Origin of the sequence: Peribacillus sp. CSMR9, from assembly GCF_033141925.1 — a bacterium.
GTDB classification, from domain to species: domain Bacteria; phylum Bacillota; class Bacilli; order Bacillales; family DSM-1321; genus Peribacillus; species Peribacillus simplex_A.
This window is the reverse complement of the sequence record NZ_JAOPHO010000079.1, coordinates 1-15,217: the sequence shown is the minus strand read 5'-3', so window position 1 is coordinate 15,217 and position 15,217 is coordinate 1. Positions and strand designations below refer to the sequence as shown.

Annotated in this window: 17 protein-coding genes and 1 rRNA gene; 1 reads left to right on the top strand and 17 read right to left on the bottom strand. The window is 40.1% G+C overall.

What is annotated here, in order from left to right; genetic code table 11:
• Positions 1 to 126 precede the first annotated feature (126 nt).
• From rsmA to metG, 5 genes are all read right to left on the bottom strand, one after another.
• Complete coding sequence (gene rsmA / locus N9I19_RS21655; protein ID WP_061440323.1) at positions 127 to 1,005, bottom strand: 16S rRNA (adenine(1518)-N(6)/adenine(1519)-N(6))-dimethyltransferase RsmA; 879 nt, start codon at positions 1,003 to 1,005, stop codon at positions 127 to 129.
• A complete protein-coding gene (gene rnmV, locus N9I19_RS21650) occupies positions 998 to 1,561 on the bottom strand; it encodes a ribonuclease M5 (RefSeq protein ID WP_089364275.1) in 564 nt (187 codons plus the stop codon). The genes rsmA and rnmV overlap by 8 nt, the downstream gene beginning before the upstream one ends.
• A 265-nt stretch (positions 1,562 to 1,826) precedes the next feature.
• Positions 1,827 to 2,981 carry a ubiquitin-like domain-containing protein gene (locus N9I19_RS21645; RefSeq protein WP_317778948.1) on the bottom strand — a complete coding sequence of 385 codons (1,155 nt, stop codon included), beginning with the start codon at positions 2,979 to 2,981 and terminating at the stop codon, positions 1,827 to 1,829.
• A gap of 278 nt (positions 2,982 to 3,259) precedes the next feature.
• On the bottom strand, positions 3,260 to 4,027 hold the full coding sequence (locus tag N9I19_RS21640; protein WP_317778947.1) for a TatD family hydrolase: 768 nt from the start codon (positions 4,025 to 4,027) through the stop codon (positions 3,260 to 3,262).
• Positions 4,028 to 4,236: 209 nt separating this feature from the next.
• Entirely contained in the window at positions 4,237 to 6,198 is a 1,962-nt protein-coding gene (gene metG, locus N9I19_RS21635; RefSeq protein WP_317778946.1) for a methionine--tRNA ligase, read from the bottom strand.
• 625 nt (positions 6,199 to 6,823) lie between these two features.
• Between metG and abrB the strand changes: the two genes are divergently transcribed.
• Positions 6,824 to 7,108 (top strand): transition state genes transcriptional regulator AbrB, encoded by a 285-nt coding sequence (gene abrB, locus N9I19_RS21630; RefSeq protein ID WP_048689982.1) that lies wholly within the window; start codon positions 6,824 to 6,826, stop codon positions 7,106 to 7,108.
• 65 nt (positions 7,109 to 7,173) lie between these two features.
• On the opposite strand, the gene rsmI is transcribed toward abrB, so the two are convergent.
• The 12 genes from rsmI to rrf all read right to left on the bottom strand — a co-directional run.
• Positions 7,174 to 8,055, bottom strand: a complete 882-nt coding sequence (rsmI, locus tag N9I19_RS21625; protein WP_125162830.1) for a 16S rRNA (cytidine(1402)-2'-O)-methyltransferase — start codon at positions 8,053 to 8,055, stop codon at positions 7,174 to 7,176.
• 1 nt (position 8,056) lies between these two features.
• Positions 8,057 to 8,317, bottom strand: a complete 261-nt coding sequence (locus tag N9I19_RS21620; RefSeq protein WP_061440317.1) for a GIY-YIG nuclease family protein — start codon at positions 8,315 to 8,317, stop codon at positions 8,057 to 8,059.
• On the bottom strand, positions 8,304 to 9,047 hold the full coding sequence (locus N9I19_RS21615; protein ID WP_317778945.1) for a tRNA1(Val) (adenine(37)-N6)-methyltransferase: 744 nt from the start codon (positions 9,045 to 9,047) through the stop codon (positions 8,304 to 8,306). The genes N9I19_RS21620 and N9I19_RS21615 overlap by 14 nt, the downstream gene beginning before the upstream one ends.
• Positions 9,048 to 9,224: 177 nt before the next feature.
• Complete coding sequence (yabA, locus tag N9I19_RS21610; RefSeq protein ID WP_375166265.1) at positions 9,225 to 9,563, bottom strand: DNA replication initiation control protein YabA; 339 nt, start codon at positions 9,561 to 9,563, stop codon at positions 9,225 to 9,227.
• A 50-nt stretch (positions 9,564 to 9,613) separates the two neighbouring features.
• Entirely contained in the window at positions 9,614 to 10,444 is an 831-nt protein-coding gene (locus tag N9I19_RS21605; protein ID WP_061440314.1) for a PSP1 domain-containing protein, read from the bottom strand.
• A gap of 1 nt (position 10,445) precedes the next feature.
• Positions 10,446 to 11,450: a DNA polymerase III subunit delta' gene (holB, locus tag N9I19_RS21600; protein WP_141133688.1), complete on the bottom strand. Its 1,005-nt coding sequence runs from the start codon at positions 11,448 to 11,450 to the stop codon at positions 10,446 to 10,448.
• 8 nt (positions 11,451 to 11,458) lie between these two features.
• A complete protein-coding gene (locus N9I19_RS21595; protein WP_317778944.1) occupies positions 11,459 to 11,899 on the bottom strand; it encodes a YaaR family protein in 441 nt (146 codons plus the stop codon).
• 24 nt (positions 11,900 to 11,923) lie between these two features.
• The gene (locus tag N9I19_RS21590; protein WP_317778943.1) at positions 11,924 to 12,253 is read right to left on the bottom strand and encodes a cyclic-di-AMP receptor; all 330 of its coding nucleotides are present in this window, start codon (positions 12,251 to 12,253) and stop codon (positions 11,924 to 11,926) included.
• A gap of 102 nt (positions 12,254 to 12,355) precedes the next feature.
• Positions 12,356 to 12,997: a dTMP kinase gene (gene tmk, locus N9I19_RS21585; RefSeq protein WP_317778942.1), complete on the bottom strand. Its 642-nt coding sequence runs from the start codon at positions 12,995 to 12,997 to the stop codon at positions 12,356 to 12,358.
• A gap of 39 nt (positions 12,998 to 13,036) precedes the next feature.
• A complete protein-coding gene (locus N9I19_RS21580; RefSeq protein WP_317778941.1) occupies positions 13,037 to 14,491 on the bottom strand; it encodes an aminotransferase class I/II-fold pyridoxal phosphate-dependent enzyme in 1,455 nt (484 codons plus the stop codon).
• Between the two features lie 229 nt (positions 14,492 to 14,720).
• Complete coding sequence (locus tag N9I19_RS21575; RefSeq protein ID WP_081108652.1) at positions 14,721 to 14,939, bottom strand: sigma factor G inhibitor Gin; 219 nt, start codon at positions 14,937 to 14,939, stop codon at positions 14,721 to 14,723.
• Positions 14,940 to 15,146: 207 nt separating this feature from the next.
• A 5S ribosomal RNA gene (rrf, locus tag N9I19_RS25500) occupies positions 15,147 to 15,217 on the bottom strand; the annotation flags it as partial.

Here is a 15,217-nt window from a genome sequence, read left to right as displayed (position 1 = left end):
GCTAACCACTACTACTGCCTTCATGGTTCGGGACTTTCACCCTATAGATTGCACCCATGCCGGGCGCACGAAAAAAGCCGGAAGCTGGGAGTGATCCCATTTCCGACTTGAATTTTTACATTTGATTTATTTGAAATTTGGCAATAACGCATCACTCAAGCGTCCAAACTCTTTGATGCTCAGTGTTTCTCCCCGTCTTGACGGATCCACTTCCGAGGCTTCGAGAGCGGCAAGTATTAGTTCTTTTTTCGATTTACCATCTGGAAGCTGACTGGTTAAGTTGTTTAAAATCGTTTTCCGACGCTGTGCAAAGCTCGCCCGGGTCACAATGAAGAAGAAATCCTCATCAAGGACCTCGACGATCGGCTTAACCCGCCTAGTAAGGCGTATTACAGCTGAATCAACATTAGGTTGAGGCATGAATACCGTTTTGGGTACAATCATCACTGTTTCCGCTTCAGTATAATATTGAATGGCGATGGATAAAGAACCGTATTCCTTTGTCCCAGGTTTAGCGGCAATTCGATCAGCCACTTCTTTTTGCAGCATGCATACGATTCCTCTAATGGGCAGGTCCTCAGACAATAGCTTTAAAATGATGGGCGTCGTGACATAGTAAGGCAGATTTGCAACCACCATTAGGTCCGAGAAGCCAGCAAATTCTTCTTCGATGACCTTCTTAACATCAGCTTTTAGTACATCCCCGTGAATGATGTTTACATTGTTATAAGGAGACAGTGTATCCGATAGGATGGGCAATAAACGCTGATCAATCTCAAAGGCCGTAACCTTTTTGCTGCTTTTTGCTAGTTGTTCAGTCAAGGCGCCGATCCCCGGCCCAATTTCGATGGCGCCGCTTTCCTCTGTTAAATTTGCATGTTCGACAATACGTTTCAGGATATTCGTATCGATTAAAAAGTTCTGACCTAAGCTCTTTTTAAAGGAGAATCCGTACTTCTTCAATATATCTTTCGTTCTGACAGGGGTTGCAATATCCTTATTCATTTTTTTCCTCCTGGTTTATCTGTACCATCGCTTCAGCAAAAGCCTCAGTTGATATTTGGAACATTTTTAGCCTTTTATATAACTGTTTACCATTGGTAAACCCGATTTTCAAAATAAAACCAAGTTTTTCCCTTCGCTCCTTGGCACCGGATCCTCCAATTAAACCTGCATCTATTAAATCCTGCTGTGAAATCTCTTCCGAAGCCTCTTCATCCATTAATTGGGCTTCCTTTAAAGCATTACGAATTGCCTCAGGAGAAGCATGTTCCACACCTATCCCTTTCCCTGACTTAGGAAGGGCTTCCTTCTTCGTTAAAAAGGCGTGTTTACAGCCTTTTACTTGTTCTGAAATTATATTCCTGATTTTTTGACCAGGAAAATCAGGGTCTGTGAAAATGATGGCTCCACGTGTCTTTTGTGCCAGCCTCACCTGCTCAATACAGGAATCATTCACAGCGGAACCGTTCGTTTCGATTGTATCAGCATTTACTGCCCTTTTAATCGCTACCGTATCGTCTTTACCCTCTACAACAATAATTTCTTTAATCTTTTTCATGTTTTCCTCCATACAGAAAAGCGCAAGCGCTTTGCTTAGCTCTTGATAAACGCGTTGGACACCCACCCTTTTTCTTTTTAATTTCCAGGATAGGAGTGAATCCAGGTCAACATCTTTATGAAAGTTTAAACGCTTATAATGAAATCTTATGGAATATTAAGTCGTCTATCTTATTAAAACAGTTTTACATGGGCTTTTTCAAGAAGTGGAAAAATAAAACGTCAAAAAGCAGGAGACGAATTCATCTCCTGCGAGAGAAACCTTATTAGTCCAATACCCGAATCTTAACTTTCTTTGCACCCCAGCGATAGGCATCATTTTTTGAGGAAAAGAAGACGTCAATTCTATTTCCCTTTATTGCCCCGCCTTTGTCAGCAGCTACTGCATAGCCATAGCCCTCTACATATACTTTCGACCCCATAGGGATTACGCTTGGATCGACAGCAATGATTTTCGCACCCGGACTACTCTTTAGATCTACGCCTGTTGACGTGACACCGGAACAGCCCTTACAACTGGCAGTATAAGCCGTTGATGATACGTATATTTCTTTTCCACTAGTAGAACTAACGTTAGTTACTCCGCGGGAAGCCTGGGCAACCGTTGTTTTAGTTCCGACCGTTACAACTTTATCCTGCTTTTTACTAACAACTTTTTCTGAAAGTAATTCTCTTTTGACCTCTTTGCCATCCTCTTTAATAACTTCATATTCCTTAGAAATAAGTCCGTCTTTTCCTTCTTTAACAATTTTCTCTTTCCCTTTTGATAAGGAGTCATCTTTTTTAGTTATGACAGCAAAGTCAACTGGTTCTTCCACTACATCGGTGACTTTTTCAATTCGAATTACGTTTACCGTATTCTCAGCTTCAACTTTTTCGGCTAATTCTGGCTCAACCCGATCCAAATCATTGAGTTTTACTCCTTGTTGCTTTAAAAAGTCAGCGACAGTAGTCGAAGTTGACCATACCTTCTTTTCGTCTCCAGCTACCACTAATTTCAGTGAAAAGGCTTTGTCTATGGAAACTTCCATATTGGCATTCAGCTTCGTATTTTTTGAAGGCGTAATCTTATCCTGTTCCTTCACACTCAGATCTTGTTCTTTTAAAAGTTCGTCTACCGTATCGGCAGTGGACCAAACTTTCTCCGCCTTACCATCTTGTACCAAGACGATTTTTTGTGCAGGCTTCCAAACCACCTCTAAATCATCATCAACCGCCGTGTCTCTTGATGGGTGGACATAGTCTGCCGCTTTAACGGTAATCTCTAAATCTTTCAACATATCATTTACAGTAGCAGCGTGTGTCCGCACTACCTCTTTTTTTCCGTCTAGCATTATTGTGACTGTATGCTTTGTTCCTTGATGGATTAGTATTCCCAATGCTGTAGAAACAAGAATCGCACTGCATATGGCAATTGCCATTCTCTTCTTCCCAAAAGGTTTGGGAATAAGGTTTTTCATAGTTTTTAATAGAATGAAAAACTCCTCCTTCCTCCCGGTGATTATATAGACATAGTTATCAAGCTGTCAACCCATTCACTTCTCATTTAGGAAATTACTACCTATTATGCATATCTTATGGTGAAAAGGAAAGGGCGAATTCTCGACATAATAAGCCTAAAATAGGTGTAAGATTTGTAGAAATCTAAAAAAATGCGATTTTGGCTAGCGAATCCCGGGAGATATTGTAAAAAAAGCTGTCAGTTAATGCCGAATAATTTCTTGGCATTTTCGGTTGTTGCCTGGGAAACTTCCTCTATTGTGAGTTGTTTGATTTCTGCGATTTGTTCAGCAACAAGCTTCACATAGGAAGGTTCATTACGCTTTCCTCTATATGGATGTGGAGCCAAATATGGACAATCGGTTTCAATCAGTAAACGGTCTAAAGGTACGGCCGCCGCTACCTCTTTTGGCTTTTTTGCATTCTTGAAGGTCACAGGGCCACCCAATGAAATATAAAAATTCATATTGATGCATTCCAATGCTGTTTCTGCACTTCCGCTAAAGCAATGCATGATGCCTCCCACCTCTGATGCCGCTTCCTCCTTTAATATGTTCACGATATCCGCGGTCGCTTCCCGATTATGGATGATGATGGGCAGCCCCACTTTTTTCGCCAATCGGATTTGCTTCCTGAATACCTCCATTTGAACATCTTTAGGTGATTTATCCCAATGATAATCAATACCCATTTCACCAATAGCTACAACCTTTGGATGATTGGATAACTCCTCGATCCATTGTAAGTCCTTCTCGGTCATATCTATAGCGTCCACTGGATGCCATCCGACTGCGGCATACATGAAATCATAAGTTTCTATTAATTCCATTGCCCTTATAATGGTAGGCTGGTCAAAACCAACGACTACCATATTATTCACTCCTGCTTCCTTAGCTCGTTCTATGACATCATCGAGATCCTCGTTGAATTGTTCTGCATTAACATGTACATGTGTGTCAAATAACATTATTTTTCTTCCTTTCTAGCACTATTTTATAAAAAAATGAAAGTTTTATGTTTCACATTTAGGTAACAAAAAGATTACAAAGGAGCCTATATGCCCAACAAGTAAAAATAGACCTAATAATCAAAACCTGTATAATTTACTTTCTCCAAAAACATAAAGAAAAAAACATAAAAATGTTTCATATGAAACACCTTTATGTTTTCGTGGGTTTATTTCACCTTTGAACCATTTGGAATCGATGAATCTATTGTAGCGACTGAGAGCACACCATCCTGGCTGCCCGCCAATATCATCCCTTGAGAGAGCTCTCCACGAAGTTTAACAGGTTTCAAATTCGTTACGCATATCACTTTTTTGCCTACTAAATCTTCAGGTTTATAGTGCTGAGCAATTCCTGATACGACTTGCCGTTTCTCATAACCTAAATCAAGCTGCAGTTTAAGAAGCTTATCCGCTTTCTTTACCGGCTCCACTTCCATGACCTGAGCAACACGAAGCTCTACTTTTGTAAAGTCATCAATGGTGATTTCATCAACCTCTGGAATCGTCTCTTCCACTTTTTCCTCGGCCTCAGGGGCTCCACCCTGCATTTGTTCTTTAATATATAAAACTTCCTCTTCCATATCCAAACGGGGGAAGATCGGCTCACCCTTCAAAACTTTTGTTTCAGCAGGAATTTGACCGAACTCCGCTAAGCTATCCCATGATTTTAAAGCATTATCTTTGATGCTAAGCTGAGCAAAGATTTTTTCCGGTGTTTGCGTCAAGAAAGGCTTTAAAAGAATTGCCGTCCTGCGTAATGACTCCGCCAAATGAACCATGACACTGGCAAGGTCTTCTTTCCTTGATTCATCTTTAGCAAGAGTCCATGGCTGGGTTTCATCAATGAATTTATTAGTTCTGCTCACGAGTTGCCAAATGGATGTGAGTGCAACTGAAAATTCCATGTTTTCCATGGCTTCCTCATACTTGCCTACCGTGCTTTGGTTCATTTCAACCAAAGCTTTTTCGAATTCGCCATTTGATCCTTCGTAATTTGGAATAACACCATCAAAGTACTTATTGACCATTGCCACTGTTCTATTTAATAAATTCCCTAAATCATTTGCGAGGTCAAAATTGATCCGTTCTACAAACCCTTCCGGTGTAAATACTCCATCAGAACCAAATGGGACTTCACGCAATAAGTAATACCGTAAAGAATCCAAACCATAACGATCAATCAATGTAACGGGATCCACTACATTCCCTTTTGATTTGGACATTTTACCATCTTTCATGAGAAGCCAGCCATGTGCAAAGACTTTCTTAGGAAGCGGTACGTCAAGAGCCATTAACATAATCGGCCAATAAATTGTATGGAAACGGACAATTTCCTTTCCGACAAGATGTACATCCGCAGGCCAATAATTCAGGTATTTAGAGTCATTATCCGTTCCATACCCTAATGCCGTTATATAGTTAGTCAATGCATCAATCCATACATAAATAACGTGCTTTGGATCTCCTGGCACCTTGATGCCCCAATCGAAAGTAGTACGTGAAACGGCCAAATCTTCCAATCCAGGTTTGATGAAGTTATTGATCATTTCGTTTTTGCGGGATTCCGGTTGAATGAAATCCGGATTTTCCTCATAAAACTTCAGTAATCGATCCGCATATTTACTCATCTTAAAGAAATAAGACTCTTCTTTCACCTTTTCAACAGGTCTGCCGCAATCTGGACAGTTTCCATTGCTTTCTTCCACCTGACGATCCGTGAAGAAAGATTCACAAGGTGTACAATACCATCCTTCATATTGATCCAAGTATATATCACCCTGGTCCAATAGCCTTTTAAAGATCTTGGCTACAACCTCTTTATGGCGATCTTCTGTCGTCCTAATGAAATCATCATAAGAAATATCAAGTTTTTCCCAGAGCTCTTTAATCCCTGATACGATATTATCTACATATTGCTGTGGAGTGATTCCTTCTTCAGCTGCTTTACGCTGGATTTTTTGACCATGTTCATCAGTGCCTGTTAAATACATGACATCAAAACCACGCATCCTTTTATAACGAGCCATGGCATCACCTGCCACTGTCGTATATGCGTGCCCTATATGTAAATTACCACTCGGATAATATATGGGTGTCGTGATATAGAATGTTTTTAATTTTTCTTGCACTTCGTTCCCTCCTCATCTTTTGCAAAACCGCTTTAGGACTGCCCAAAGCCATAAGACTATATATTTAAGCTATTATCTCTATTTTAACGCTATATACGATTCTACGCGACAATAATCACTAATCAACATGTTAATAGAATAAAAAATAATATAAGTAAATGTCATTTTAAAAATAAGGGTTCACGATGTGAGCTTCCCTTATGTCAGCATTACCTCTTACCTCAACAAAATATACCTAAAATTCTTTTTTTGTGCAACAACTCACAAATTTGAAAATATTCCTGGAAAATTATCCTTAATTCAGAACTTTTGTTTTGAAACTAAATTGCATTTAATCATATAATAAAGATGGAGAGATACATGCACACTTTGTCGAATTGTGGTGAATTGAGTAATTATTTGCAGCCTATTATTTCTTGAATTATAAAGACATAAACATTTTTTTCTCTTTAAAAGTCTTTTTTTCATCGGAATGCAGCCGCTTTCTTTTTTACAAAAAAATGAAAATAAATCATTGACGGATTTGGGAATGGCTGGTATTATAAATTTATAAAAAAATTTGTCGAATATTGGCGAAAAAAATAGAAATAGGGTACTAGATTGTAACTGAGAGGAGAATTTTAAAATGAAATCTACAGGTATTGTTCGTAAAGTTGATGAGTTAGGCCGGGTGGTTATTCCAATCGAACTTCGTCGTACATTGGGTATCGCTGAGAAAGACGCTCTTGAGATCTATGTTGATGACGAACGCATCATCTTGAAAAAATACAAACCAAACATGACTTGCCAAGTTACAGGTGAAGTTTCCGATAATAACCTTACACTTGCTAATGGTAAATTGATTCTTAGTCGTGAAGGTGCTGAATTACTTATCCAAGAAATTCAACAAAACTTCACTGCTTCTAAATAAATGATATAAATAAAAAAACTTCCGATCTTCGGAAGTTTTTTTATGCTTATTTATCGTTATAATTATTATTGTATATCAATGTGATACGCTTGATATACATCGCGTTTTTGTATATTGCGATCTTTTGCGACCTGCTTGATTGCGTCCTTTGAATTGAGCTGCTTGTTTTCTATATAATGATTAACATGACCGACTAAATCAAGTGCCGCCCACCAAGCTTCCTCAGATTCATCCTCAGTCAATTGTCCACCTTCTATTATTAAACAGAACTCACCGCGAATCTCGGATTCCATCGCCCACGTCAATGCTTCACTTACCGTCCCTCGAATGAACTCTTCAAATTTCTTAGTTAATTCGCGACATAATACTATTCGACGGTCACCTAAAATTTCATGCATATGTTTCAATGTTTCTTTTAATCGATGTGGCGATTCATAAACGATCCATGTGGATTCCATTTTTTTTAACTTTTCCAGCTCCTGCTTTTTTTCTTTTGCTCCCCGTTGTAAAAAGCCATAAAAGTAAAAAGGCTGTGGAATGAGCCCAGATGCAATCAATGCAGTTAATGCAGCATTGGCACCTGGCAACGGAATGACTTTAAACTGTTCAGCAATGGCATCTTTGACCAGTTCATATCCCGGATCGGATATCGTTGGCAAGCCAGCATCACTTACCAATGCGATGACCTCTCCTGATCGAAGCCGCTCGAGCATCTGTTTCCCGCTATATTCTTTATTATGTTCATGGTAACTGACGATAGGTGTCGAAATTTCAAAGTAGTTGCATAATTTCTTCGTATTTCGTGTGTCCTCAGCTGCAATGACATCCGCTTCCTTTAAGATTCTTAAAGCCCGAAAGCTCATATCTTCAAGGTTTCCTATCGGTGTAGGAACCAGATATAGAGCTGGCTCCAATCCTTCTTTTTCAAAACTCTTTTGTTGCCACATATCATGCATCCTCCTTTGCCATCCACTTTTGCTTTTGTTTTCTTGTTAATTGCTTAAACTTATATTCAGCCCGCATGGCCAATGTCTGTGTTTCAAATATTTCATGATGAATCAGTTCAACCGGGGTCCGTCCTCGGGTATACTTTGCCCCCCTGCCTTGATTATGAGCATCAATCCTACGATCCAAGTCATTTGTATACCCAGCATAATAGCTGCCGTCCTTGCATTTTAAAACATAAAAATAGTGCTTATTCCTCTCCATATAAAATCCTTTTTATTTCCGGATTATAATCATTTTGGTCGTTATACACAACAAGAGGAGGTAAAATCTTCAAATCAGGGTTGCCGTCCTTTATTCCTTCAATTAGAATCGTATTTGCTTCTTTCGAACTTTTTGGATAAACGAATTGCAATCGCTTCGGTTCAATCCTGTACATCCTCATTAATCGCAGGATATCCATCAGACGGCCCGGCCTATGAACGAATGCCGCTTTTCCACCTTGACGCAGCAACTGGCTTGAGATACGCATGACGTCCTCAAGATTACACATTATTTCATGACGGGCAATTGCAAAATGCTCATTTTTATTCATTTCCTCAATTGATGGCGTCGGGAAATAGGGTGGATTGCAAGTAACCACGTCATACTTGCTGTATCCTATCTGCTTCGGAATCTCTTTTATATCCCCATGAATCATTTCGATCCGGGAGGATACGCCATTATAGTCCATGCTCCTCTTGGCCATGTCATATAACCGCTCTTGAATCTCAACACCCGTAATTGTCCCTTTCGTTCTTGTACTCAGCAGCAAGGGGATGACCCCATTCCCTGAGCAAAGATCTACGATTTTCCCTTTTTGGATCGGAACATTTACGAACCTTGATAATAAAACGGCATCTAATGAAAAAGAGAATACTGATGGGCTCTGGATGATCCTTAAATTCTCAGCCAATAGATAATCCAGGCGTTCATCTCCTTTAAGTTCTACCATTGCTGTTACCCTCCTAATTATGTATGGAAAACGATGTTTAGGGTCCATGCTTCGACATTCGTATCGTAAAAAAAGGGATCTGACTCATAGTATGCGTCAGACCCCGAATCACTATATATTGTAAACGGTCTATCTATCACGTAAAAGAGATGGAACATCTTTTATATTATTCCATTATCACTTTTTGTTTAAAAAAGATAAACAGAACAGGCAATCTCCTTCTTTTCGTAAACTGCCAAAATGCAGATTGCAAATATGGAAGCCTTCTTGATAGATACGGGCTAGATTATCATAGCCTTCCCCGATATCCATAACCTTGTCCGTACTAGCAGTACGGTTTTTCACTTTTTGTTTAACCTTCACTGCAGCAGGCGCACTTTCGACTTCCACAAGGCCTAACCGATGACGCAAGTGTTCGTTCTCCAGCTTGAGCGACTGATTTTCCTCAAGGATTTCAGCTAAGTTCTGCTTCAATTCTCCAAGCTGCTTATATAATTGGCCTATCTGGGTTTCCATATTGGTCACCGACTCAAAAATATCTTTCTTATCCACGCTCTCCCACCACCTTAATAATCTGTGGCTTGAATAGAAACGGCTCCCTCTTTTAGAATCTCATCAAGAGTATACTCTAATACTCTTTCCTGCTCGATTAGTTCAATCTGAAGTACGCGTTCTAGAATATTAAGCCCCACTACCTTGCCTTTGCCACCAGGCGTATTAATCATTTCACCTAAATCAGGAAGCATTTCCTTCGCACTTTCATACTCGTCATTTTCATATTTCAGACAGCACATCAATCGACCGCATAATCCTGAGATTTTTGTAGGGTTCAATGATAAATTCTGATCCTTCGCCATTTTGATGGAAACCGGTTCAAAATCTCCAAGAAATGTGGAGCAACAAAGCATTCTGCCACAAGGTCCAATGCCACCAAGCATCTTGGCCTCATCCCTTACCCCAATTTGGCGCAGTTCTATCCGAGTTCTGAATATGGCAGCTAAATCTTTGACTAAATCACGGAAATCCACGCGACCATCCGCTGTAAAATAAAACACGACCTTATTTCTGTCGAAAGTATATGACACATCAACCAGCTTCATATCCAGCTTATGCTCAACAACCTTTTGGCAACATATAGAGTAGGCCTCTTCTGCAGCCGCCTTGTTCTCATCAACAATCAGCTTATCTTTTGCATCAGCGACCCGAAGTACTTTTTTTAACGGCAGGACAACATCGTTTTCATCTACTTGTTTACGGGCTGTAACAACTTTACCGAATTCAACACCGCGGACAGTCTCCACTATTACAAAATCGTCCTTAGGAATAGCGAATTCACCCGGATCAAAGTAGTATATTTTGCCCGCCTTTTTAAAACGGACACCTACAACATCATACAAATCATGATCCCTCCTGCAAATTCAGCACAAGCTGTTCCATCAACAGCTGTGGATTCGTGTTGGACATCAGCTTCCGTTTTGCTTCCAAAATACAACCCATATTTTCAGCAAGGCGTCTTGGGGAAAGATGAAGAGCGTGAGTTTCAAATTCCTTCAGTTTATTTTGGAATACAACGAAGTCCTTTTTGTCCAACTGAATGTATAATAAATCCTTATATATAAGAAGTAACAAATCAAGACCTCTGTCAACCTGTTCTCTTTCTTTAAAGTGTGAAAACCAATCCGTCTGCAGGTACAACAATGCCTTCAAGGAATTAAGTTTTAACACTTCATATAATTTTACCACTATTTTTTGAGCTTGTACAAACCATTCATCATTGCTAAGCTCGATTCCAGCTTCCACATTCTGTGTTATATGTGCGATAACCGAGGCAAGCTGCGGTTCTAAATCCTGTTCTATCAGCTTCCGTTTCACATTCTCCGGGGATAATGGCTTGAACGAAATCACTTGGCATCTTGATAATATGGTCGGCAGAATCCTCTGAAGCTGTTCGGTCATCAATATTGCTACGGTATCGGCCGAAGGTTCTTCTAAAAATTTCAATAGACTGTTAGCTGCCCCCACTGACATTTTGTCCGCATCGGCAATCATATAAACCTTTCGATCCGCCTCTACGCTTTTTTTCGAAAATTCTTCTTGGAGCCCCTTAATTTGTTCTTTCTTTATTGAAAGACCGTCTCTTTCTATTAAATGGACATCAGGATGGTTCCCACTGGAAATCCGTTTGCAATTTCGGCAAAGTTCGCATGGCTTATAACCCGCTTTTGGTGCTTCACATAATAAGCTTTTGGCAAAGGTTTTGCTTATATCTTGCTTACCCGTCCCTTTTTCCCCTTCAAATAAATACGCATGAGCCACCCTGTTCTTCATTATGCTATTTTGCAGCATCATCATTACCTGCGGCTGAATTTGATTCATGTCCTGCCATGTTTTATCCAAAACCATCAACTCACTTAAGTATATAAATTAATCAGAAGACCTTTAATTTCACCTATCATTTCCAATATTTCAAGCGAGCTTTTCTCTTTATTAAGAATTTCCTCGCTTAACTCCACTAATCTTGCATCTATCGTTTCCACGGTTTTCAACGGCCGGCTCTGTCCATATTGGTTCCAGCTAGTGGATTGCTTCAGTTCCAGTCCATATTCAACCGCTTCTTTAACAAACCGTTTCACTAATGCTTTATATTTTGCCAGTTCCCTAAGAGTACGTGACCTTACTAAACGCTGTCCCGCCCATTCTATATCGCCTATCAAACGGTTTAATGTTTGGATTTGCATTTTTTGATCCTGTGTCTGGACCATTTGTTGAAATCTTCCATTCCCGATTTGAAACTGTTTGGCATCCTGGCGCGATTTATCCAGCTTAATAGGAGTATCATGGTTGATTTTCATAATGAACCTCCCTGCAGCTAACCGTTAGAATTGTAAAAAGTTTTCAACCGGCAGAACAAAAATGGTCGCACCGCCTACTTGAATCTCCACTGGGTAAGGTACATAGGACTCGGCATTCCCGCCCATCGGAGAAACCGGTGATACTAACTGGGATCGTGACTGGCAATTCTGTTTGATGATCTGGATGGCTTGGTCAACACGTTCATCCTCTGTGCCAATCATAAAAGTCGTATTACCTGATTTTAAAAACCCGCCAGTGCTGGCTAGCTTGGTTGTTCCGAAATTTTTTTCCACTAATTCATTTAGCAGGCGATGACTATCCTTGTCTTGAACGACAGCAATGATCATTTTCATTCTCATCATCCTCCGGTTACTCTGAATTTTTCCTAACTCCATTATAGCAACTAGTCTTTGCTTGGAATAGTATTCGGGTTGAATAATATGGAAACCTAATATTTAATTCCCTGTTTTATCCAGATAATTAAACAAACTTGCTTTCGCTTCTTCAAAAACTTCATCAACTGTCCGTCCTGCATCAATGATAATAAAACGGTCTTCCCATCTATTTATAATGGACTGATACCCCTCACAAACTTTTTTATGAAAGTCCAGGGCTTCAAGATCCAGCCGGTTCACTTCCCGTTCCCCATTGGCCTGGATACGTCTCAATCCTTCTTCTGGATCTATATCAAAAAAGAAAGTGGCATCGGGCATCATATCTCCAATTGCGAATTTATTGATACTGTAAACCTCTTCAATATCCAAACCCCTTGCATGGCCTTGGTAGGCTAACGAGCTATCTATAAATCGGTCACAGAGGACAATTCCCCCTCGTTCCAACTCCGGCATGACCACTTCCACTAAATGCTGACGTCTAGCCGCTGCATATAATAAGGCCTCTGTTCTCGAGTCCATAGCTGTATTATCCTTATTAAGGATCACTTCCCTAATCTGCTCCGAAATGGGGACTCCCCCTGGCTCACGCGTTAATAGGACTTTGTAGCCTTCTTGTTGCAGAGCCTTGCCAAGCATTTGGGTAATTGTTGTTTTCCCAGCACCCTCGGGCCCTTCCATTGTAATAAAAATACCACGTTTCATCGATGTACCTCCAAGGTTCTTTGTTTGTAGTATATCATTTTAACCAGCATGCCCGCTTTCATAAACGATCAACTCTCCGTTTGAAAGGGAGGAACCTCCATGAAACCTTGATCCCAGTTCAAGCAGTCTCTTCAAATTGGTAATATGATCTGTCGTAATCATTTCCCCGGACATAATTAATGGAATTCCTGGCGGATAAGGGATGACCATCTCGGCAGATACCTCTCCTACGGCTTCTCTCAATACAACCGGTCTCGATTTACTATGCTTCATGACGGAGTATGTAATTTCCAGAGCCGTAATCGAACTTCCAGCAAACCAGCTACCCACTTGATTCGCTTCGACGCTTCCAGTTCTGTCTTTAGTCGCACTTTTTATATTTTGAACGATTTCTTGAAAGGGAAAATCGATACTCGTTTTTAGTAAAGGTAAAATCATTAATAAATTATTAGGATCAGCTAATTCTGTAAAAATGCCTTCGGCTTCACATAGCTGCTGTAACTCAAACCCGCTTAAGCCATTTGTTGATTGAATGACTACTTTCAACGGGTCTGCTGAAGTACCTGGTGGCGCCTCTAACACCCTTACTGTTTGTAGGGCGCCCAATTCCCGTCTGAAATCTGATATCTTTTTAATAAGGGATTTTTTATCTTCTGATGTAAAAGCGGCTAAGTATGCTCTGGCTAAGTCGAGCGATCCCATAATTGGGTAAGACGGGCTGCTGGACTGAAGCATTTGTAAATAGAATGATACTTGCCCCACATCAACTAAGGATGAATTGACATGAAGATATGACCCCATCGTCATAGCCGGCAGTGTTTTATGTGCTGAATGGACAACGGCATCTGCCCCTGCGAAAATAGCTGTTTTAGGAAACGGACTTCCTAACTGAAAGTGAGCGCCATGTGCTTCGTCCACCAGCACCGGGATTCCCTTTTGATGTGCAAGTCTAACCAATTCCGTCAAGTCTTCACCAAGACCATAATAATTCGGGTAGGTTACAACGATGGCTTTAACATCTGGATTGGCACCCAAAGCTTCTTCAATTAATTTTGATCCTACACCACCAGCAATGCCCCATTCCTCATAAAAATCCGGCTGTAAAAAAATCGGCTGTACATTCGCTAACATCAACCCATGCAAAATTGATTTATGGCAATTTCTTTGGACAAGCACTTTATCACCTTCACGGCAGGTAGCAAGAATCATCGCAATGTTGCCTACGGTTGACCCATTAACCAGAAAGTAACTTTTCTTTACCCCATATAAATCAGCGAGCAGTTGCTCGGACTTTAAAATGGCGCCCTCTGGAGCATGAAGGTCATCTAAACCGCTTATCTCCGTGGCATCTATGCCAAGCAGGGGGTTATATATTGCTTCGCCCTTTTTACTAAAGACCCATCCATTTTTATGTCCTGGCACATGCAGGGATATTGGTCTTTTTTTATAAAGGGCACTCATTGCATCGAACAATGGTGTCTGTGATTGATTCATTTTTCTCTTCCCTCAAATCATAGTATTTTTTCATTTTATCAAATAAGTTCATATTTATCTCTTATTGCTCGACAGAAAGGCAATTATGTATCTTCGAACACTCTGTTTAAATACAGAAACGCAGCTTGTTACCAAGCATTCTTCTAAAGTACCAAAAAAAGAGTCAGAGAATAAAGAAACACTCCATTTCTTCATTCTCTGACTCTTTAACTTTTCTCAAACTATTTATTCATGAAAATATTTCAGGATTATTGATTTTTCTTAATTGCTTTAAGTAATATTTGTACTTTGGATCGTTCGTATCCGTCCCGATCATATCCCTTTCACATTCCTCACAAATAAAAGTCGTATATAGATGTATTCCCATCCCTTTTATTTGTTCACAAACCACGCACGATTCCCCTGCCGTTGTTTTGGTTGTTGTTGTCCCCAACATCTCCACCTCCATACCTGCATTCTCCCCAAAAACCATTGTTCACATACATTAATTTAAATAGTTTAAGAGAACCGGGGATGCTTTTAACAATGTATGATGAAGTTTTTCAATACGTGTATGTCTTTATAAAAGTTTCCATAATTGATAAACCCTTTATATCTAATGATTTTTCTTTTCATTCAACAAAAAAGACCAGCCGGATGGCTGATCTTATAAATGGCTTGGCGGCGTCCTACTCTCACAGGGGGAAACCCCCAACTACCATCGGCGCTGAAGAGCTTAACTGCCGT